This is a genomic window from Virgibacillus sp. CM-4, from assembly GCF_000445495.1.
Classification (GTDB): domain Bacteria; phylum Bacillota; class Bacilli; order Bacillales; family Amphibacillaceae; genus Virgibacillus; species Virgibacillus salexigens.
The window spans coordinates 215418-236875 of sequence record NZ_AUQA01000006.1 but is presented as its reverse complement, the minus strand read 5'-3'; the positions used below and the strand labels follow the sequence as shown (position 1 = coordinate 236875).

Sequence of the window (21458 nt, the reverse complement as noted above, 5' to 3'; positions counted from 1 at the left end):
CGCATTCTTAATTTGTTTCTACTTGATTCAATTTTTCTACTTTTGTTGGTTTCCAACCGTTATTATCAACCCATGATAAATAAACTCGGTATATCTCTGTATTATCAGAGTTAGACACTGTTGCTTCTACTTTCTGGTCTCCTCCATTACCTACCCAATGGGTAACCATTGAACTTTCATCGAGGCCAGTCACTTCTGCTGCTGCTCGAGCTATCTCAATTCGATCTTGAGATCCATCATTATAATTCGTAGTATGCGGTCCTTCCTGTTCTGTTCCAATTGGCTCCCAATCACCCGTATAAGCTTCAACCACATTACTATTAGATGATTCAACTTGTTCCTTTTCTACCTCTGCATTATTCTCTGCTTCCGTATCCTCTTCTGTGGATTCTTGTTGATCATTATTCTGGTCCTGGTCTTCTTTATTTGCAGCATCTTCTTCGCTATCTCCTCTAGTAAATTGGTCTCCACTGCTATTATTATCCTCATTATTATTTTCTTCTTGCTCGGATTGATTTTCAGAATTTGATGAGTCGGTTTCTTCTGACGTATTATCCTCGCCACCACCAAATATCAAAAATCCAAGAAATATTATGATTAGAATGGCAACTACCACAAGCAAAATGGAAATAGACTTCGTATTTTTTCTACGTTTTTCAAATTTATTTAGTCTCGAACCTTTATCTAAATCACTCATACTTTTAGCCCTCCCATATCTACTCTACTATAATATCATATTTTTGAAGCAGAAGAATATGATAGAGATATTACAATTGTATCTTAACATTAGACAATTTGTTGTTTCTTCCTAATAACCTAACAGCGGCACTCTAAAAGTGTAGACGCAACAGGATGTTTTTCCGTGGATAGAACTTCACTTTCTCTGAAAGATCTCCAGTTTAATTGGCTGTCGTAACGTACTCGTTTTTTATTCTCCTATCAAAAAAGCAGGCAAACCAGTTTGTAGAAAATCTCTTTTTCTCTCTCATTACATTATGCCTTTCTTCTGACCTAGAGACACGACACGCAATGAATCATAGAGCCAACCGATACAGTTCATTTTGAACTTCTTTAAATAAAGATGGCTGTCGAGTTTCTCGACAGCCTGAAAACGGGCTATGCTCGTTTTTTAGTCAACCTTTACAATTTTAACCTCGATTTCTCCTCCTGGAGTTGCCACCGTAACTTGAGCACCTACTTCTTGTCCAAGCAGACTTTTAGCCATGGGCGAATCATTGGATATCTTTCCTTCAAAAGGATCCGCTTCTGCACTACCTACGATTGTATAGGATTCTTCATCACCATCAGGAAGCTCTTGGAAGGTGACTGTATTACCCAATGAAACAATATTTGGATTATCATTATCATTTTCAATGATTACTGCATTACGAATCATTTTCTCTACTTGTGCAATTCTTGATTCTACAAAGGCTTGATCGTCTTTAGCCGCATCATACTCCGAGTTCTCAGAAAGATCCCCAAAATCACGTGCTACCTTTATGCGTTCAACGACTTCTTGTCTTCTTTCTGTTTTCAAATAATGTAATTCTTCTTCTAAATTTTTCTTTCCTTCTTGAGTCATATAATAACTTTTCTCTGTAGCCATTCTAAACACTCCTTTTTATTCCTTTAGTAACCTCTTAAGGATTACTAACCCCTTTTAATTAATTGACATTGAGTGAATAAACATATTGAAATAACCAAGATATGATTTTCATGTCTCAATTACCTGAAAAAATGTACTAAACATTACTATGGCAGACTTCTTACAAATTTTCAACACTTTTCTTTAATTCTAGGTTTGATTTTTGAAAAGTATTTTTTCAATCTTTGTTGCCATAATGTCTATTGCTACATGGTTTTGTCCACCTTCTGGAATAATAATATCTGCATATCGTTTCGTAGGTTCGATAAATTGCAAATGAGACGGTCTTACATTATTAATATACTGATCGATTACAGAGTCTAAAGACCGGCCCCTCTCATTTATATCTCGCATCAGGCGACGAATAATACGTAGATCTGCATCCGTATCAACATATACTTTAATATCCATTAAATCCACTAATCGAGGATCCTCTAGAATTAAAATCCCTTCTAGAATAATCACATCCTTTGGTTGGACCAGAATGACTTCTTCTGATCTTGTATGGATTTTATAATCATAAACAGGTTTATTAATTTCTTTTCCCTTTAGCAATGCATGTATATGTTCAATTAACAAATCATTATCAAAGGCCAGTGGATGATCATAATTTGTATTTAACCGCTCCTCGAAGGGCAAATGACTTTGGTCTTTATAATAATAATCTTGTTCAATAACAAGAATGGTTTGATCGGAGAATCGCTGGCATATAGAGCGTGTGACAGATGTTTTACCGCTGCCGCTTCCACCAGCCACGCCAATTACTACTGGTCTATCCTGCATGGATAAGGTACTCCCTTCTAAGCTTCACTTCTTTAAACTAATTGCAACTCCATCTCCAATTGGTACAATAGTCGTTGTAAAATCTGGATGATGCATAAGCCATTCATTATAATTATCGATTTTTTTGACCATATTCTTAAATCTTGCTGGTGCCAGCTCTTGCTGGGCAACATACCCCCTAAATAAAACATTATCAGTTAGTATCATGCCCGCTTTATTTAAATAAGGTGCTGATTGCTCAAAAAACCGTCGATACTGACCTTTTGCTGCATCGATAAATATTACATCAAATAATTGATCTTTTTGCAAATTATTTAATTGTTCGAGTGCATCCCCATGAATAACATGTATTTGCTCTTCTTTACCTTGCTTTTGAATATTCTTAATTGCTTCCTGATAACGCTGTTCATCCTTTTCGATTGTGATAATACTAGCGTTGGGAACTGCCTCCAGCATCCTTAATGCAGAATATCCAATTGCTGTTCCGATTTCCAAGATGTTGATGGGGTGTTTTAGACGTAGCATTTGTAGTACAAAATGCATACTTATTGGTTCCATAATAGGTATTTTTTCTGTTTTTGCTTTTTTTTCTAGATCACTGATGTTTTCTTCTCTTGCTGGTAAAATCTTCGATAAATAGTTTATTATTTGTTCATCCATGAAATACCCTCTTTTTAGAATAAATCGGATTCATCCCCCTTCTCATTTAAAATGAAACAGGGGGATGAATCAGTATGGCAAGTTAATTCATATGCTCTTGTTTATTTTTATTATGCTGCTCTAGATTTTCTGCATAATATATCTCTCCATCTCCATCATGTAGAAAGTATAAGTAATCAGAATCTTCAGGGTTCAATGCTGCTGCTAAAGAGCTTTCAGCATAGCTACCAATCGGACCAATAGGTAAACCTTCTACATAATATGTATTATATGGAGACTCTATTTCCAAATCTTCATAAAGTACTCGTTCTTTATGTTTGCCTAATGCATATAATACGGTTGGGTCTGTCTGTAGTTTCATACCTTGTTCAATGCGGTTATAGAAAACACCAGCAATCTTTTTACGTTGTTTTGCTGTACTTGCCTCCTTTTCTATCACCGAAGCAAAGGTAACGGCTTCATGGACAGAAAAATTATTCTCACTAATCTCATCAAGGTATTTAGATACCACTGTATCTGTCTTTTTCATCATTTCATAAATAACTGTTTCAACACTTGGTTCTTTTTCATAAAATTCATAAGTAGATGCGAATAAGTAACCTTCTAGTGGCGTCCGAATTTCTGGATTTAAAATGTCATCCGATAAAATAGAAGGGTATGCTTCCATTAATTGCTCGATAAAGTTCCTGTTATTTACCTTGTTTAAAAAGTCTTCTTTTGTAAAGCTTAATTCTTTTGCATAAATTTCTGCTAATTCTTCCACAGTCTTTCCTTCAGGAATCGTTATCGAATGTACTGGTTCTGCCATAATTTTGCCATTTTTCAGTGAGTCAATGATTTCGTCTAATTTCATCCCAGTTGTAAATGTATATTCACCAGCCTGAAAATTAGATTCATTATTAAATTTTATGTAAAAACGAAAAACAAGCGCATCTTTAATAACTCCGTTTTTCTCTAGAATAGAAGCAATCTGTGAAGATGATGAACCAATTGGTATCGTTACTTTCACTTCTTCATTACTTTCTGGATCCACTGGCTCAAGCGCAGATTTTACATATAAATATCCAGAAATACCACCTATTAACAAAATTAACAATAAAGCGATAATAATAATAGATACAATTTTACGAACGGTTTTGGCTTCTTCACTACGAGCCTCGAGGTTGTCCCTGAAATTGCTATTCTTTTTATCTTTGGACATGAATATCCCCCTCTCATTCCGCTATATTATACTAAAAATCGCTATTATATTCCATTAATTTTATGCTGAAACATAAAAAGCTGATGTCAGAATGTGACATCAGCTTTCATAAATGAAGTGGAACTTATACTTCGTTCTCCTGGTCTGCTAATGTATGGAGCATCTCTTCAACCATTTCCCATTCCTTGTCAGACTCGATTGGAAATAAGGATAAATCATCCTCATCATTATCTTTTTCTTCATAACGAAAAGCATAAACTTCTACTTCTTCATCCTCTGACTGTTCTACAGGGATAACAGCAATATAGCTTTGTTTTGTTTCATCCACATCAAAGGTAAACAATACCTCAAATAGATGTTCTTCTCCATTTTCATCAGGAATAATAATTCGCTCTTTTTCTTCTAATGCCATCTTTTCACTCCTTATCCTTGGTCTAAGTAACCTTGTAAAATCATAACCGCAGCCATTTTATCAATGACCTTCTTACGCTTTTTCCTACTCATATCAGCTTCTAATAAAACTCGTTCCGCAGCCATTGTCGTTAAACGCTCATCCCATAGTTCGGTCTCAATACCATGCGTATTTTTAACATGTTCTGCATAAGCGATCGACATTTCTCCTCGTTCACCGATGGTACCATTCATGTTCTTGGGAAGTCCAATAATAGCTTTCCCTATCTGATGCTCATCTATTAAAGCTTTTATTTCTTTATCTGCAGAAGTAATCTCTTCTTCATTCCATTTTAATGTGGTAATTCCTTGTGCTGTCCAACCAAGTGCGTCGCTAACAGCGACACCAATGGTTTTGGAGCCAACATCTAATCCAAGTAATTTCATTGTTCATCCTCGGGTTGCTGCTCTAAGTAAAATTTAACCAGTTCTTCAATTACTTCATCACGTTCAATTTTCCGAATTAGATTACGCGCATCATTATACCGTGGGATATATGCTGGATCACCAGAAAGTAAATAACCGACAATCTGATTGATCGGGTTATATCCTTTTTCTTTTAATGCTTGATGCACAGTGAACAGTATCTCCTTAACATCCTGGTCAAATGGTTCCTCCGAAAAATTGAACTTCATCGTTTTATCAATTGAACTCATCATGACACCTCGATCTTAGAATCATTCTGAAAATGACCCTTAGTGAAATCATTTTCAGAATGTAAGCTTCTTCTATTATCTTAACATGATTATAGAATTAATTATATCTTTTTTACTAGCCGATATACAAATTAGCGATTGGTTTGTTCTATTACATAATCCTTCACTGTAGACAATGCTTGGATGATTTTGCTTGCATCTTTCCCCCCAGCTTGAGCCATATCAGGACGTCCACCGCCACCGCCGCCACAGGCTTGCGCAGCTTGTTTTATGAGTTGACCAGCATGAAATCCATTATCCATTAGATCTTTCGATACACCAGCAGCTAATTGAACTTTTCCGTTGCTTTCCATCGCTAATAGAATGATTCCCGACCCAAGTTTTTGTTTTAAATCATCCACCATATTGCGTAATTGATTCATATCTCCGACATCTACTTTTTCTGCCAATATAGGAACCCCTTCGATGGTTTCTACGTTATTAAGAATAGATGATGCTTCAACATTGGATAATTTAGCACGTAAAGACTCTTTTTCCTTTTGCATATCTTTGATGTTTTGGAATAGGCTTTCTATTTTTTCAGGTACTGCTTCTTCCGCTGATTTTAGCAATTGGGCAGACTGGTGGAGCACACCGAGTTTTGACGATAAGAACTGATAAGCTTGCTTGCTCGTAACTGCTTCAATTCTTCTCGTTCCAGCACCAATGCCACTTTCGGAAACTATCTTAAACAAACCGATTTCAGCCGTATTTACTACATGACAACCGCCACATAACTCAATACTATAATCACCGATTTTAACTACCCGTACAACATCACCATATTTCTCACCAAACAATGCCATAGCTCCCATATTCTTTGCATCTTCAATGTTTTCATGTGTGATATCAAGCGTAATGGCATCCCAGATTCTCTCATTTACAATTTGCTCTATTTGCTCCAGCTCTTCCTTGGATAGTGCTTGATAATGAGAAAAATCAAAACGAAGACGTTCTGGAGTAACAAGTGAGCCAGCTTGATTTACATGTGTACCAAGTATATCTTTTAAAGCTTGGTGAAGTAAATGGGTAGCTGTATGATTTTTCACAATAAAGCTTCTCGTTACTAATTCCACTTCCGCTTTCACTGTTTCCCCTAGTGAGAAAGAACCTTTTGTAACTCGAATACGATGAATATGTTGGCCTTTTGGAGATTTTTGTACATCCTCTACTTGTGCAGTGGCTGTCTCCGTATAGATTACCCCTTTATCAGCTATTTGTCCTCCACTCTCTGCATAAAACGGAGTTCGGCGCAGTAAAACATAAACCTCTTCATCTACACTAACATCACGAACCGTTTTACCATCTTTTATTAAACCCTCGACAGTTGTTTCAGTTTGGGTGTAATCATAACCAATGAAATCACTTTCCACATCGATCTCTGAAAGCGCTCCGTCTTGCACCTGCATGGAGTCTACTTTTTGACGAGCATTCCTAGCACGTTCTCTTTGCTTTTCCATTTCCTTTTGGAATCCTTGTTCATCAATGGTGAACCCTTTAGCTTCGACATACTCCTCGGTTAACTCTTTAGGGAATCCATACGTGTCATATAAACGAAAGACCTCCACACCAGGGAATACCGTACTTCCTTTTTGTTCTTCTCTCTCCATGATGCTTGTTAAAATCTCTAAGCCATCATGTAAGGTTTCATGAAAACGTTCCTCTTCTACTTTGACCATATTCTTAATAAACGTTTTTTTCTTAACTACTTGATCATAGAAGTCTTTCATGATATCAGCTACTGTATCAACTAATTCAAACATAAATGCTTTCTCAATACCGATCTCCTTAGCAAATCGAACGGCTCTCCGAAGTAATCTTCGTAATACATACCCTCTTCCTTCATTCGAAGGTACTGCTCCATCACCAATCGCAAAACTAACAGTACGAATATGGTCCGCTATTACCTTAAAGGCAGTATCTCCTTCTTTACTATCGCCGTAAGCAACCGATGCTAATTCTTCTGTCTTTTTGATGATCGGCATGAATAAGTCCGTCTCAAAATTTGTTGGGACATCTTGAATAACGGAAACCATTCGTTCTAATCCCATTCCTGTATCAATGTTTTTCTTTGGTAGAGGTGTATACGTATCATCAGGATTATGATTGAACTGGGAAAATACCAAATTCCAGATTTCTAGATAACGTTCATTTTCCCCGCCCGGATATAATTCAGGGTCATTTGGATCTTTTCCATATTGTTCTCCGCGATCATAAAAAATCTCCGTATTTGGTCCACTTGGACCTTCACCAATATCCCAAAAATTCTCTTCTAATCGAATAATTCGCTCTTTTGGTACACCAATATCATGTAGCCAAATATCATAAGCTTCATCATCTTCTGGATGTACGGTTACAGAAAGTAACTCTTCGTCAAATCCGATCCATTTATCACTCGTTAGGAATTCCCATCCCCATTCGATCGCTTCTTTTTTGAAATAGTCACCAATAGAAAAGTTTCCTAACATTTCGAAGAATGTATGGTGTCTTGCTGTAAACCCTACGTTCTCAATATCGTTTGTGCGAATCGATTTTTGTGCATTTACAATACGTGGGTTATCTGGTATTACCCGACCATCAAAGTATTTCTTCAATGTCGCCACACCACTATTAATCCATAGTAGTGTAGGGTCATCCTTCGGAACCAAAGAAGCACTTGGTTCTACCCGATGCCCCTTTTCTTTAAAAAAATCAATAAACATTTGTCGAACTTGTGCCGATGTTAATTGCTTCATCTTTCCTTCCTCCCGAAACGTAATAAAATGGAATAAAAAAATCCCCTCTCTGCTAATGCAGGGACGAGATATATTCGCGGTACCACCCTAATTATGAATACAAGTTGTATTCACCACTCAGTCATTGTAACGGTATGACACCGACGGGAATTAACCGCACTCCAGTTTAGCTTTCCATGACGCTACCTTTAGGGTTTCTTACAGCCAATGAAAACCCCTCTCTTGAAAGAGCCTATCATGTACTTCGTAACTTTCAACGAATTCAAATTGTAGTGTTGTAAGCGTAATTATAAAAAACATCTTGTTGAATGTCAATAAAGAAGGCTTCTCGTGACATATTTGTAGTAAATGGCTATAAATGATTTCATGGGACGTATTACTCTTCGTGACTTGTATTCAGCTTCATATTAACTTTTCGCCATTCTATCACATGTTTAACAATTACTTTGACAATCGTCATTAAAGGGACGGCGATCACCATTCCGATTACACCGAATAACTGACCACCTAATAACAATGCAAAGATGATAGCTGCAGGATGGATATTTATACTTTTTCCAACTATAAATGGTGACAACAAGTTACTTTCGATTAATTGAATAGCAAAAACCGATAATATAACAAAAATCACTAGTTTTCCTGATATGGTAAATGCAATTGCTACTGCTGGAATAGCACCAATTATTGGCCCAAAATAAGGAATCAAGTTGGTTATACCCATTAATACAGCTAAGAGTAATGCAAAATCCAAGCCTAATAAGAACTTAAAAATTATAAAGGTTGTCAAACTAACAAATAAACAAACAATTAATTGTCCACGAATATAATTACCCAAAGTCTCATCAATGGCATGAACCATTTTGCTTGATGTCGAACGGTATTTTTTTGGTATAAACCCTTTAAAAAAGGCTTTCATTTTGTTATAGTCTTTCAAAAAGTAAAAAACTAAAACTGGGATTACAGTAAGTAGAATAACCAAATCAAAAACCTTCGTGAAACCATTAACTAACCGTGACAGCAACTGGTCCAGACTGCTTTCGATTCGGGCAAAGAGCTGATCAAATTTATCATGTACTGTTTCAGGTAAGAAGGAAGTATATTCATACATTTGGTAAACAAGCTGTTCATACATCTTTATAAACTGAGGAAATTGATCATTTAGCTCTCTTACCTGATACACAATCATGGGATATACACGATAAATTAAATATGCCGTCCCACCAAAGAATAGGATGTAAATCAAAAGAACAGCTATCCCTTTTGGTATATTATAATAATGTAATTGATTAACAATTGGGTATAATAGATACGCTATTAAGCAAGCGATAAGAAAAGGAGCAAATAGATGCCATAGAAACAAAAAAACTGTATGGTAGAACGGAAACAGTTTAATCATTAAATAAAGAAATAAAAACAGGGATATGCCGATCAATAACCAATATAGGAAATTCAAGCTTTTATTACCCTTAAACATATGCACAGTTCCTTAATTATACAAGCTGAACAATTTATGGATTCCCATAAAAGGTTCGTTCATCCTCACTGAATAAATCATTAAGTGAACTTAATGAACCATCGGCTTCAACTTGATGAATCGTTAATTTATTATTGATTACTGACATCTCAATAAAACAGTTCCAACAATAATACTGCTGGCTACCTATTTTCCCAATATCCTTTCCATTACAATTCGGGCATCGCATTTATGAAGGCTCCTTTTATCCATATCTGATATTACCATGCTAACCCGATTGAATGATGTTTATACCTATCTCACATGAAATCATAGGGCGACAAGTTATCCTCTTCACTTTCATATGCGTTATCTATAACCTGATCATCCAGTTTCATCTTCAAGTTTTTATTTAAAGATGTATAACGTCGGTTCGTATCTATCATTCCAACTCCTTGTATAAAAGCTTGCTCCTCACCACAAATAACTAATGATTGCTTGCTTCTTGTTATAGCAGTATATAAGAGATTTTTTCTTAGCATACGACGGTAAGTACGTACTACTGGCAATATAACAATAGGAAACTCACTTCCTTGCGACTTATGAATGGAGATACAATACGCAAGCATAATATTTCGATAATCCTTCCGTTCATATACTACCTCTTTATCATCGTAGGCTATCACAAGCTGTTCTACCTGATCTATGTTTTCTTCTTCTCGGAAGATAGCCACTACTTCTCCAATATCTCCATTATAGACGCCATCTTCCGGCTGATTGATCAGCTGAATTACCTTATCTCCTTTTCGAAACAGTCCATCTTGTGTTTTCACTTCTCTTTTTTGGTCTGTTTTTGGGTTTAGTATTGCTTGAAGCTCTTGATTAAGTTTAGTTATTCCTGCTTGCGAACGATACATGGGTGCTAATACTTGAACCTCTCTCACATCAAATCCTTTGTCCACTGCTCGTGTAAAAATTTTAATAATCACATCAACCATCTGTTGTTCATTGCATGAGATAAAACTGAAGTCTTGATCGTTTTGTAAATCGATTACTTCTTCATTTTTAATTTGATGAGCTAGTTGAATAATCTTTGATCCCTCTTTTTGTCTATACACTTCCGTTAAGCGCACAAATGGAATTCGCTCCGTCTTTAATAAATCTGAAAGCACTTGACCTGGTCCTACAGATGGAAGTTGATCTTCATCCCCTACAATTAATACCTGCATATCATCAGGAATTGCTTTGAATAATTGATTTGCAAGCCATATGTCTACCATCGAAAACTCATCTACAATTAAAAATTTCCCGGTTAATGGCTCATCTTCATTTTTATCAAACCCACTAATCCCATCCCATCCTAATAAACGATGAATCGTCTTAGCAGGAAGATTGGTAGATTCTGTTAATCGTTTCGCAGCTCTTCCTGTTGGTGCAGTAAGAATAAATGGAAACTCGTCCATATTATCGTAATCTTTTGGATCTAAGGATAATTGGTGAATCGTTGCAAACGCATTTAAGATTCCTTTAATAACGGTAGTTTTACCAGTTCCAGGCCCTCCCGTTAGAATCATCAACTTCGAATGGATGGATTGATTAATCGCAGTAAATTGCTCTTTCCCATACGAAAGAATCTCTGTTTCCTCAATTTCACCTATTATTTTCATTAATTCGGCCATTGGTGTTCGTTGTTCAATGGGTTTCGTTAACACTCGTTTCAGATGTGTACCAAACCCATCTTCAGCATAATAGAGAGACGGCAAATACACATTGCCATCCTGAATAATAAGGGATTTATCCCCATTTAAAGCTACTAAGCGGTCAGTGATGATAGTTTCCGTCAACTCAGGAGAGGCTAATAGTTGATCAACAAGAGAGACACATTCACTTACTGGCAAATAAACATGTCCATCTTGAACAGATCGTTGTAAAGTATAAACACAACCTGCACCAATACGGTTCGCATGAGTGGTAGAAATTCCCATTTGTGCAGCAATTTCATCAGCGGTACGAAAGCCAAATCCCTCAATATCAAAAACAAATCGATATGGATCTTCCTCAATTAAAGCTATGGCCTCATCTTTATAGTATTGATAAATTTTCTGTGCCATTTTTAAACCAATGTTGTAATTAGCTAAATATACTGCAACATGCTCAAATCCCTGGTTCTCTTGTAACGTCTTACGCAAGGATTTAGCGGATTCCTTTTTAATCCCATTAACTTCTGATAGTGCTTCTTCATCATCCATGATTTTTGAAATTGCATTCCCACCTAATTGATTTACAATTTTTTCAGCGGTTTTCGTTCCTATACCATAGAATAAATCACTAGATAGATATGCAATTAAACCATCTTTTGTATCAGGAATAAATGTTTTATAGGATGTTACTTTATATTGCATACCAAAGCGAGGATGTTTTTCAAAGATACCAAAGAAATAATAACTTGTTCCTTCTTGTAAACTAGAAAAATACCCCTTAATAACAATGTCTTTTTCACTATAAGCTTCATTCGTTTCCAACACGTTTATTTTAGCAATCGAAAACTGTTCCGCTTCATTATGAAAAATGGTATGAATTAATTCGCCTCTAATATAGCCTTTACTTTGTTTATCCTCTTCCATCCAAGAAACACCAACCTATTTCAACTTACGATTCGTTTAATAACGCTTCGGTTTTTTCTTTCCCGTTCGCAGCTAATATATGTTCTGGTTGTATACGCAATGCCTCATTAAAATAGGTGAGGGCTTGTTCTAAACGATCTTCAAACAAGGCAACAACACCTAAATTATAATTGGCATCGCTATGATTTGTTTCTAGTGACAAAACCTTATGAAAGATTTTTTCAGCATCTTTCAAATGATCACTTTGAGCGAGTGCAAGACCATATTGGAATAACGAATCCTGATTATCCGGATCTAGTTCCGTAGCTCGTAATAAATAAGGAAGTGATAATTTATATTGTTCTTGATGTTGGAAAGTCATTCCTAAAAGAAAATAAACATCTGGTTCTTCCAAACCTAGTTCAATTGCTTTCTGAAAGTTTTCTAATGCTTTAGGGTAGAGTGATTGCTCATAATACAGATTACCAAGTCCATAATACGCTGTTGCTGCATGTTTATCTAACTCCATTGCCCGTTCATAAAAACGCTGTGCCCTAGTAAAATCATTCATGTGAAATAACAAATTTCCAAAATTAATATAACCAACGGGGTCTTCCGGGTTTTCTTCGATAACTTCTGTGAACAATGCAGCTGCTTCTTCAATTTTATTTTCTTGCATGTAAGCTATAGCTTGTTTTATCTTATCCACGGTAAAACTCCTAACTATCCAACATAATCTAACATTTGGTCCTGTTTTCTTACCTCATCAATTGTTCCGCCACCGAGACAAACGTCTCCATCATAAAAAACAACAGCTTGTCCAGGAGTGATTGCGCGTTGACTTTCTATGAAATCAACTTTCACCCGATTATTTTCTAAAATGGTAACTTTCACTTTGCTATCTTGTTGACGATAACGAAATTTCGCACTGCAAATAAACGTATCATTAAGGTTTTCTGAGTGGATCCAATTCACATCGGTCGCAATCAGTGCATCTGAATATAGCTTATCATTATCATACCCTTGTCCTACATAGAGCACATTGTCCTTTAAGTTCTTGCCAACAACAAACCACGGTTCCCCTGATCCACCAATTCGCAGTCCTTGACGTTGCCCGATCGTGTAATACATCAAACCATCATGGCGACCTTTGACCTCACCTTCTAATGTTTGCATTTCACCAGGTTGAGCTGGCAGGTATTCGCTCAGGAACTCTTTGAAGTTACGTTCTCCTATAAAGCATATTCCTGTGCTATCTTTCTTTTCTGCCGTAGCAAGACCATGTTCTTTGGCTATCTTACGAACTTCTGATTTGGGGAGATGTCCAAGTGGAAACATTACTTTAGATAAAACATCTTCTGATAATTGGTTGAGAAAATAAGTTTGATCCTTATTATCATCCACGCCACGTAACATGTCATACCGTCCATGATGTGCTTTTACTTGCGCATAGTGTCCCGTAGCTAAATAATCAGCGCCTAAAGACATCGCATGTTCCAAGAAAGCCTTAAATTTAATTTCTTTATTACACATGACATCTGGATTCGGTGTCCTTCCTGCTTTGTATTCATCTAGAAAGTACGTAAATACTTTATCCCAATATTGCTTTTCAAAATTAACAGCGTAATAAGGAATATCCAGTTGGTTACAGACACGAACAACATCCTCAAAATCTTCCGTCGCTGTACACACCCCAAATTCGTCCGTATCATCCCAGTTCTTCATAAAGATCCCTACAACATCATAGCCCTGCTGTTTTAAGAGTAAAGCAGCTACAGAGGAGTCAACGCCCCCACTCATACCAACTACAACTCTTGTGTCTTTATTTTCATTCATATACTTACACATCCTTTACTTAACTAGTCGCTTTACTATCTTCGCAACACGTTCAGCAGCTTCTTTAATATTCTCTGGTGTATTAGCTTGTCCAAAACTAAAGCGAATCGAATTTGTTGTACATTCATGCGCTTTGCCAAACATAGCAGTTAATACATGTGAAGGCTCTACAGATCCAGCTGTACACGCACTTCCGCTGGAAGCAGCAATACCTTCTAAATCAAAATTGGTTAACAGCGCTTCGACTTTTGTACCAGGAAAACTTATATTCACCGTGGAAGCAATACTAGCTTCTATGGCACCATTGACTTCAAAATCGATTCCGTTTTTCTTTAAGATGTTAAGGAATGCTTGTTTATAAGATAAATAACGTTCCTTTCGAATTGATTTATTCTCCATAGCTAATTCAACTGCTTTTTGAAAACCTACAATTCCAGCAAGATTCTCCGTTCCAGCGCGACGTTTTCTCTCTTGCTCTCCGCCAAATTGTAAACTATTTAACTTCACCTTCTCATTCACATATAGAAAACCAATTCCTTTTGGACCATTTATCTTATGAGCGGAAACCGTCAGCATATCAATGCCCATCTTCGTAACATCCAATTCAATTAATCCAAAGGCTTGTACAGCATCTGTATGAAAATATGCTTGGTGCTTCTGTAATAATTCGCCAACCTTTTCAATTGGTTGAATAACACCTGTTTCATTGTTTACATACATAATGGAAACAAGGATGGTAGCATCTGTTAACGCTTGATTTACATCTTCTACATTAATTCTCCCATCTTGGTTAACTGGTAAATAGGTTACCTCAAACCCTTCCTGTTCTAATCTTTCCATCGTATGCAGTACAGCATGATGTTCCTGCGCAGTAGTAATGATATGGTTTCCCTTTTGTCGATTAGCTAATGCTGTGCCAATAATAGCAAGATTATCTGCTTCTGTACCCCCACTAGTAAATACAATCTCTTTCTCACTAGCATGAATGCTTCGAGCCAATGTAAGCCGTGCTTCATCTAATAATCGTCTTGCCTTCCTTCCAAATGAATGAACACTAGATGGATTACCAAATACATCCTTTTCCACCGTGTACATTGCATCTAATACTTCAGAGTGAATCGGGGTCGTTGCAGCATGATCCAAATAAATTTGTTCCATCGTTTATCTTTTCCTTCCTCAAACAATTACCATTTAAATATAAAACATATACGCATCTTGTGGCTGGTCATTATTATGTTCTGCTAAATCCTTTAGCGTAGTCGTATCTAACACATTCTTGACAGCATCTCGAATTCGTAACCATAACGCTTGCTTTGCGGGCTCTTCATCCTCGATTCCTTCAACTGGTGTTATCGGCCCTTCCAATACACGTATAATATCACCAGCTTTTATTTCTACTGGATCTTTCGCTAACATGTATCCACCATATGCACCACGAATACTCTTAATCAATCCTGCATTCCTTAAGGGAGAAGCAAGCTGTTCTAAATAATGTTCCGATAATTTATTTTCTTTAGCAATTTGTTTCAGCGAAGTCGGTCCTTTGCCATGTTGTTTTGCTAAATGAATCATAATTGTTAGTCCATATCTTCCCTTTGTTGATATCTTCATCCATGACACCTCAATTTTAATTACGTTCCAATATTACTAATACATGATATTATAGCATGGAACGTATTGTTCGTGCATGTTATCGAATTTTACAAGCATTAGCAATCTTGTCTAAAATAAGTAACATGTGAGAAACAGTGTTTTATTATAATATAAAGGACGGTATATATGAAACAAAAACCACTCGCATTTCGTATGCGGCCGGACCATATTGACGAAATTATCGGACAAGAGCATCTAGTAGAAGAAGGAAAAATTATTCAACGTATGATAGCGGCTGAAAGATTAGCCTCCATGATCCTATTCGGGCCACCAGGAACTGGTAAAACTTCCATGGCTATGGCGATTGCGAAAAGTCTAGGAAAGTCAGTAAAAACCTTAAATGCGGTCACCGATAAGAAGAAAGATATGGAAATTGTCGTAGAAGAAGCCAAAATGATGGGACAAATAGTGCTTATTCTTGATGAGGTACATCGTTTAGATAAAGGAAAACAAGACTTTTTATTACCACATTTAGAAAGTAATTTAATTATTCTAATTGGCTGTACTACAAGTAACCCCTACCATTCCATTAATCCTGCTATCCGTAGCAGATGTCATTTATTTGAATTACATCGTTTAACTGCAAAGCATGTAAAGCAGGCAATTTACCGAGCGATTTCAGATACAGAACATGGTTACGGAGAAGAAAGGATAACAATCATCGATGAGGCTGCAGAACATTTTGCTTTTAGCGCGAACGGAGATATGCGTAGTGCCTTAAATGGTTTAGAATTAGCAGTTGCATCCACACCAGAAAATGAAAATAGAGAAATTGTTATAACTCTAGAAATAGCGGAAGAGTGCATGCAGAAGAAAAGCTTTACACATGATAAGGATGGTGATGCCCACTATGATGTGTTATCAGCATTCCAAAAGTCCATCCGAGGCAGTGATGCTGATGCAGCTCTTCACTATTTAGGTAGATTAATTGAGGCAGGTGATCTAGAAAGTATTGCTCGAAGAATGATAGTAACTGCTTATGAGGATATTGGGCTTGCTAATCCACAGGCTGGACCACGAGCAGTTGCTGCTGTTCAAGCTGCGGAAAGATTGGGTTTTCCTGAAGCTAGAATCCCTTTAGCAGTTGTTATTGTGGAACTATGTTTATCACCAAAATCCAATACCGCCTATAAGGCATTAGATGCGGCCCTTCATGATATTCAACAAGGAAAGAGCGGAGAAGTACCCATTCATCTAAAAGATTCCCACTATAGTGGAGCGGAAACATTAGGCAGAGGGAATGCGTATAGATATCCACATAACTATGATAATGGTTGGGTATCACAGCAGTACTTACCAGATTCCATAAAAAATAAGCAGTACTATCAACCAAAAGCTACTGGAAAGTTCGAACAGGCTATTAAACAAGTTTACGAACGTATTCAGAAAGATAAAAAGATTTAACGTATAAGATTCCACTCCCGAGGTAACAATAAATATAAAAATAGCTAAATCTATTATTTAGTTAACAATAGAAATTACTAAAGGAGTGGAAAACATAATGGCAAAAGTAAGACAAGATGCCTGGTCACATGAAGATGATTTATTATTGGCAGAAACCGTATTACGACATATTAGAGAAGGCAGTACACAATTAAATGCTTTTGAGGAAGTAGGAGACAAGCTTAATCGTACTTCCGCAGCATGCGGATTTCGGTGGAATGCAGAAATTCGCATGAAATATGTTAACGCTATTGATCTTGCAAAAAGACAACGAAAAGAAAAGAAACGTGCAATGGCAAAAGCTGGGCAGCAAAATACGAGAAAAGCCGTTGTATCTTTACCACAAATTTCGGATAATAGTGTCACTGCAAATGACAACAACGTAACACCAAGCATCGAAGAAGATACAACGTTAAACATGGATATGGTCATACGATATTTAAAAGACATAAAAAAACAGACTATTTCTTCGAATCAATCAAAAGCTTCTCTTGAACAGATGGAAAAGGAAAATAAAAGCTTACAAAACCAAGTAGATACATTGAATAAACAATTAGAACAAACCAAAGTCCAATTAGAAACCATTCAAGAGGACTATCAAGCATTTATTCAAATTATGGAACGAGCTAGAAAAATGACCGTACTAGATGATCAAAGTTCCGTGGCAGCGCCCGCATTTAGAATGGATAAAAACGGTAATCTACAGCAACTTGCTCAAGGGTCAAATTAAATAAAGAAAAATCCTAGATGCTAAAAGGATGCTCTCCTTTCATGCTACCTAGGATTTTTTTATGTATCACAATCCCGATTGTGCCGTCCAGTTTGAAGCTTTGATCCCGCTCTTGGCAGGTGGGTGCTCTGTTCTATATTTGTTATGCTTCCTCTCATTGGAGGCACGCACGCAATATAGAAACCATTTGCGAGCTCCCATGTTTATAGTTGTTCGGTCAAAACACTTTTCATGAACGAACACATCAGGATATGCTTTGATTGAATTTGTAAATTTATTTTAACACGTAAACGAATTATATAGCAATGATCAACTTAAGAAAACAATTAATCTTTTTTAGGATTCAATTGAATGGATAACTCATTTAGCTGTGCTTGGTCTACTTCACTTGGTGCATTGGTTAACAAGTCAGACGCAGATGCTGTCTTAGGGAATAGAATGGTATCTCTTAGATTGCTTCTGCCTGCTAACAACATAACAATTCGATCTAATCCTAAGGCCACACCGCCATGTGGAGGTGTACCATATTCCAATGCATCTAGTAGGAAACCGAACTGCTCCCTTGCTTCTTTTTCCGTAAAACCTAACGTTTTAAACATTTCGTGTTGTAATTCTGTTTTATAGATACGTACAGAGCCACCGCCAAGTTCAAAACCATTTAGTACTAAGTCATAAGCATTGGCACGAACTGCTGCTGGTTCCGTTTGTATTTTATCCATGTCCTCCTCAACAGGAGATGTAAACGGATGGTGCGCAGCAAAATATCTACCCAATTCTTCATCATACTCTAGTAATGGCCAATCCGTCACCCATAAGAAATGAAATGCTGACTCATTAATTAATTTCAACTCTTTACCTAATTTTAAGCGAAGTGCACCGAGACTATCATAAACGACGTTTGTTTTATCTGCTACAAATAAAAGCAAATCCCCATCTTTAGCGTGCGCAGCAGTTAACAATCCTGCCTTTTCCTTATTTGTTATAAATTTAGCAATCGGACCTTTTAATTCATCGCCTTCTACCTTTAACCAAGCAAGCCCTTTGGCGCCATATACTTTTACAAAATCAGTTAATTTGTCGATGTCTTTCCGCGAATAATTAGCAGCTTGTTGCTCCACATTTAATAAAGCTACTTTCCCTCCGGATGCAAGCGCACCTTGGAATACGTTAAAGGTGGAATCTTTTAACACTTCTGAGACATGAATTAGTTCCAGCCCAAATCGGGTATCAGGTTTATCGGACCCAAATCGAGACATCGCTTCGTCATATGGCATTCGTTGTAACGGAAGCGAGATATCGATCCCTTTCACTTCTCTCATGACATATTGCATCATTTCTTCTGTCATTTGCATAATTTCATCACTAGTTAAAAATGAAGTTTCAATATCGATTTGTGTAAATTCTGGTTGGCGATCTGCCCGAAGATCTTCATCACGAAAACAACGAGCAATCTGGTAATATTTTTCAAAACCACTCATCATAATCAATTGTTTAAACAACTGTGGTGATTGTGGCAAAGCATAAAATTCACCATCATGAACACGACTTGGTACCAGATAGTCACGAGCTCCTTCAGGGGTACTTTTTGTTAATATAGGCGTTTCCATTTCCAAAAAATCTCGCTGATCAAGGAAATCTCGAACTGCTTTTGTAGTTCGATGTCGCAATTTAAACGTTTCTTGTAATGGCCCACGTCGCAAATCAATATAGCGATATTTCAATCGTAAATCCTCTGCTACTTCTGACTCATCTTGAATAGCAAAAGGAGGTGTTTTAGCTTTGTTTAATACAGAAATAGCTGAAACGATGACTTCAATTGATCCTGTACTCATTAATGGATTAACTGTTGAAGGATCGCGCTTTACAACCTGGCCATCTACCTCTACTACATACTCGCTTCGTACGGTTTCAGCCACTTGTAATGCTTGTGCCGAATGATCTGGATTAAAAACAATTTGAACGAGACCCGATTTATCACGAAGATCAATAAAAATCAGTCCTCCTAAATCACGTCGTTTTTGCACCCATCCTTTTAGTCGTACAAATTCACCTACATTCGCTTCTTCAAGCGTTCCTGCCATTTTACGTTGTTGTTCACTCATAATTGATTTCCTCCTAAAAGCTTTGCCTTCATGACGTCTACCACCTCTGAAAGTGGGATATTTTCTTGATTGCCTGTTTTCATTTCACGTACCGCAATATGCTGTTGGTTTAATTCATCCTCACCCAAAATTAATACGTACTTCGCTTCATAACGATCAGCTGCTTTGAACTGCCCTTTCATTTTTTTGGATTGATAATCTTTGTCTACTTGAATTCCATGGTTGCGCAGATTGTGCACAAGACGAACCGCTTCTTTTTCTGCTTGTTCACCAACAGCAATACAATAACAATCTAACGAAGAATCGACAGGAATCTCCCGCTGTTCTGCTTCCAATGCCATTAATAAACGTTCTAATCCCATTCCAAATCCAATTCCAGGAGCATTTGGACCACCAAGTTCCTCAACAAGACCATTATAGCGACCACCGCCTGCTAATGTCGTAATTGCACCAAAGCCATCTGCTTCACTCATAATTTCAAATGCAGTGTGATTGTAATAATCAAGTCCGCGTACAAGATTTTTATCAACATGGTATTCAATCCCCATTAAGGTTAGGTATTCTTTTACTTTTTCAAAATAGCACTGTGATTCATCATTCAAATAATCAAGGATGGAAGGAGCTGTTTTCATTGCTGGATGTTCACGATCCTTTTTACAATCAAGAATTCGAAGCGGATTCTTCTCTAAGCGCATTTGGCAATCACCGCAAAGCTCATTCTTATGTGGAGTAAAGTGATCAATTAAAGCCTGACGGTGATTCTCTCTACTCTCTTTATCTCCTAGTGAATTGATAACCAATTTTAAAGAAGTTAATCCCATTTCTCGATAGCATGTCATTGCTAAATCGATAACTTCAGCATCCACAGCGGGATCCGCACTTCCTAATACCTCAACTCCAAATTGATTTAATTGCCGCATACGTCCTTTTTGCGGTCGTTCATATCGAAACATTTGAGCAAAATAATATAATTTTACGGGTTGGTTAACCGAACCATATAATTTATTTTCTACAAAAGAGCGTACTACAGAGGCCGTTCCTTCTGGACGTAGGGTAATACTTCTCCCACCGCGATCTTCAAAGGTATACATTTCTTTTTGTACAATATCTGTAGAATCCCCTACGCCACGTTGAAATACTTCCGTATGTTCAAACAAAGGTGTGCGAATTTCATGAAAATGGTATCTATTACATATTTCTTTTATTTTAGCCTCAACAAATTGCCACTTATTAGCATCTTGCGGAAGTATATCAGCTGTTCCCCTCGGTGCTTTATAACTCATATCATAACCCCCTAGTTAAGTTTTCGTATTTCAACCAGATACTGTCTGTTACTGGCAAATTTAGAGTAACAACTACTTGCCAAACCCATCGTTAAAAACATAAAAAACTCCCGTCCCTTCAAAAATGAAAAGGGACGAGAGTTACCCGCGTTGCCACCCTAGTTGATACAAATTATGTATCCGCCT

Annotated in this window: 20 protein-coding genes, 1 other RNA gene and 2 other annotated features (1 of these 23 only partly in view); of the genes, 2 read left to right on the top strand and 19 right to left on the bottom strand. The window is 37.0% G+C overall.

Annotation, left to right across the window (positions count from 1 at the left end; all coding sequences use genetic code 11):
- Positions 1-7: 7 nt before the first annotated feature.
- The 16 genes from M948_RS34370 to cymR form a co-directional block, all read right to left on the bottom strand.
- Complete coding sequence (locus M948_RS34370; protein ID WP_021291032.1) at positions 8-697, bottom strand: YrrS family protein; 690 nt, start codon at positions 695-697, stop codon at positions 8-10.
- 432 nt (positions 698-1129) lie between these two features.
- A complete protein-coding gene (gene greA, locus M948_RS34365; RefSeq protein ID WP_021291031.1) occupies positions 1130-1606 on the bottom strand; it encodes a transcription elongation factor GreA in 477 nt (158 codons plus the stop codon).
- A 189-nt stretch (positions 1607-1795) separates the two neighbouring features.
- Positions 1796-2428: a uridine kinase gene (udk, locus tag M948_RS34360; RefSeq protein ID WP_021291030.1), complete on the bottom strand. Its 633-nt coding sequence runs from the start codon at positions 2426-2428 to the stop codon at positions 1796-1798.
- Between the two features lie 24 nt (positions 2429-2452).
- Positions 2453-3088, bottom strand: a complete 636-nt coding sequence (locus M948_RS34355) for an O-methyltransferase (RefSeq protein WP_021291029.1) — start codon at positions 3086-3088, stop codon at positions 2453-2455.
- An 82-nt stretch (positions 3089-3170) separates the two neighbouring features.
- The gene (mltG, locus tag M948_RS34350) at positions 3171-4289 is read right to left on the bottom strand and encodes an endolytic transglycosylase MltG (protein ID WP_021291028.1); all 1119 of its coding nucleotides are present in this window, start codon (positions 4287-4289) and stop codon (positions 3171-3173) included.
- Positions 4290-4413: 124 nt separating this feature from the next.
- Positions 4414-4701: a DUF1292 domain-containing protein gene (locus M948_RS34345; RefSeq protein ID WP_021291027.1), complete on the bottom strand. Its 288-nt coding sequence runs from the start codon at positions 4699-4701 to the stop codon at positions 4414-4416.
- Positions 4702-4712: 11 nt separating this feature from the next.
- Complete coding sequence (gene ruvX / locus M948_RS34340) at positions 4713-5126, bottom strand: Holliday junction resolvase RuvX (protein ID WP_021291026.1); 414 nt, start codon at positions 5124-5126, stop codon at positions 4713-4715.
- The gene (locus tag M948_RS34335) at positions 5123-5395 is read right to left on the bottom strand and encodes an IreB family regulatory phosphoprotein (protein ID WP_021291025.1); all 273 of its coding nucleotides are present in this window, start codon (positions 5393-5395) and stop codon (positions 5123-5125) included. Before M948_RS34335 ends, ruvX begins: the two co-directional genes overlap by 4 nt.
- Before the next feature lie 131 nt (positions 5396-5526).
- A complete protein-coding gene (gene alaS / locus M948_RS34330) occupies positions 5527-8169 on the bottom strand; it encodes an alanine--tRNA ligase (protein ID WP_021291024.1) in 2643 nt (880 codons plus the stop codon).
- A 56-nt stretch (positions 8170-8225) separates the two neighbouring features.
- Positions 8226-8435: a binding site (T-box leader), on the bottom strand.
- Positions 8436-8545: 110 nt separating this feature from the next.
- Positions 8546-9622, bottom strand: coding sequence for an AI-2E family transporter (locus tag M948_RS34325; RefSeq protein WP_231378682.1), 1077 nt, complete (start codon positions 9620-9622; stop codon positions 8546-8548).
- Between the two features lie 55 nt (positions 9623-9677).
- A complete protein-coding gene (locus tag M948_RS34320) occupies positions 9678-9872 on the bottom strand; it encodes a hypothetical protein (protein WP_021291022.1) in 195 nt (64 codons plus the stop codon).
- 70 nt (positions 9873-9942) lie between these two features.
- Positions 9943-12246, bottom strand: a complete 2304-nt coding sequence (locus M948_RS34315; RefSeq protein WP_021291021.1) for an SF1B family DNA helicase RecD2 — start codon at positions 12244-12246, stop codon at positions 9943-9945.
- 25 nt (positions 12247-12271) lie between these two features.
- A complete protein-coding gene (locus tag M948_RS34310; protein WP_021291020.1) occupies positions 12272-12934 on the bottom strand; it encodes a tetratricopeptide repeat protein in 663 nt (220 codons plus the stop codon).
- 14 nt (positions 12935-12948) lie between these two features.
- A complete protein-coding gene (gene mnmA, locus M948_RS34305; protein WP_021291019.1) occupies positions 12949-14061 on the bottom strand; it encodes a tRNA 2-thiouridine(34) synthase MnmA in 1113 nt (370 codons plus the stop codon).
- Between the two features lie 15 nt (positions 14062-14076).
- Positions 14077-15219 (bottom strand): cysteine desulfurase family protein, encoded by a 1143-nt coding sequence (locus tag M948_RS34300; RefSeq protein ID WP_021291018.1) that lies wholly within the window; start codon positions 15217-15219, stop codon positions 14077-14079.
- Positions 15220-15252: 33 nt separating this feature from the next.
- Positions 15253-15672: a cysteine metabolism transcriptional regulator CymR gene (cymR, locus tag M948_RS34295; RefSeq protein ID WP_021291017.1), complete on the bottom strand. Its 420-nt coding sequence runs from the start codon at positions 15670-15672 to the stop codon at positions 15253-15255.
- Positions 15673-15840: 168 nt separating this feature from the next.
- Here cymR and M948_RS34290 point away from each other — a divergent pair, with 168 nt between their 5' ends.
- Positions 15841-17118, top strand: coding sequence for a replication-associated recombination protein A (locus tag M948_RS34290; RefSeq protein ID WP_021291016.1), 1278 nt, complete (start codon positions 15841-15843; stop codon positions 17116-17118).
- A 97-nt stretch (positions 17119-17215) separates the two neighbouring features.
- The gene (locus M948_RS34285) at positions 17216-17887 is read left to right on the top strand and encodes an RsfA family transcriptional regulator (RefSeq protein ID WP_021291015.1); all 672 of its coding nucleotides are present in this window, start codon (positions 17216-17218) and stop codon (positions 17885-17887) included.
- Between the two features lie 67 nt (positions 17888-17954).
- Here M948_RS34285 and ssrS read toward each other — a convergent pair.
- From ssrS to hisS, 3 genes are all read right to left on the bottom strand, one after another.
- Positions 17955-18141, bottom strand: a non-coding RNA gene (ssrS, locus tag M948_RS42835) — 6S RNA.
- 72 nt (positions 18142-18213) lie between these two features.
- Positions 18214-19989, bottom strand: a complete 1776-nt coding sequence (gene aspS, locus M948_RS34280) for an aspartate--tRNA ligase (RefSeq protein ID WP_021291014.1) — start codon at positions 19987-19989, stop codon at positions 18214-18216.
- Complete coding sequence (hisS, locus tag M948_RS34275; protein ID WP_021291013.1) at positions 19986-21272, bottom strand: histidine--tRNA ligase; 1287 nt, start codon at positions 21270-21272, stop codon at positions 19986-19988. Before hisS ends, aspS begins: the two co-directional genes overlap by 4 nt.
- Before the next feature lie 127 nt (positions 21273-21399).
- Positions 21400-21458: a binding site (T-box leader), on the bottom strand; it runs 159 nt beyond the window's last position.